At 72.0% G+C, this 596-nt stretch carries 1 protein-coding gene; it reads right to left on the bottom strand.

The window, feature by feature from the left end; genetic code table 11:
* Positions 1–167 precede the first annotated feature (167 nt).
* A partial coding sequence (locus tag GJ693_RS16565) for a phospholipase D-like domain-containing protein (RefSeq protein ID WP_235903016.1) occupies positions 168–596 on the bottom strand: 429 nt, incomplete at its 5' end.

Below are 596 nucleotides of genomic sequence, written 5' to 3'. Positions count from 1 at the left end.
TACCGGCGCCGCGGCCGGCGGCGATGGGGCCTCGGGCGTGCTGCCGCACGCGGCCAGCACCAGCACGGTCGCCAGCGCAGCCCATTGGTGGCCCATTATCATCGTTCCCCGCTCCCCAGACGCCCGCATGCTGCCACGCGCCGGCGCAATGCGCGACGGAAATCGCGTCAGAACAGGAAGGCCAGCGGCAGCCGGCCCAGCAGCCGCAGCGCCAGCCGCTGCAGGGCATTGCTGCCGGGCTCGGGCTGGAGCAGCTGGCCGTCATCCTGCCAGGCCAGCCGGCCGTCCTGCAGCGCCAGCTGCCAGGCAAAGCGCGGCAGGCCCTCGGAGAGCGCGGCCTCCATCCGGCTGGCCAGTTTCGGCGACTCGATCACGAAGCCCATTTCGGTGTTCAGCCGCCACGAGCGTGGATCGAAGTTCATCGAGCCGATGAACAGCCAGCGGCCATCGGCGATGACGCTCTTGGCATGAAGTTCGGACGCACTGGCGCGAAAGAAGCTGGTGGCGGGCCGGCGGCGGCGCAGGCGGCGCGGGATCAGGCCCAGGCTGGCGCGATCGCCGTCCCGCCCGCGCATTTCCCACAGCCGCACCCCGGC

The organism is Sandarakinorhabdus oryzae, assembly GCF_009733735.1.
In the GTDB taxonomy this organism is placed as follows: domain Bacteria; phylum Pseudomonadota; class Alphaproteobacteria; order Sphingomonadales; family Sphingomonadaceae; genus Sandarakinorhabdus; species Sandarakinorhabdus oryzae.
This window is presented reverse-complemented; position numbering and strand designations above follow the sequence as displayed.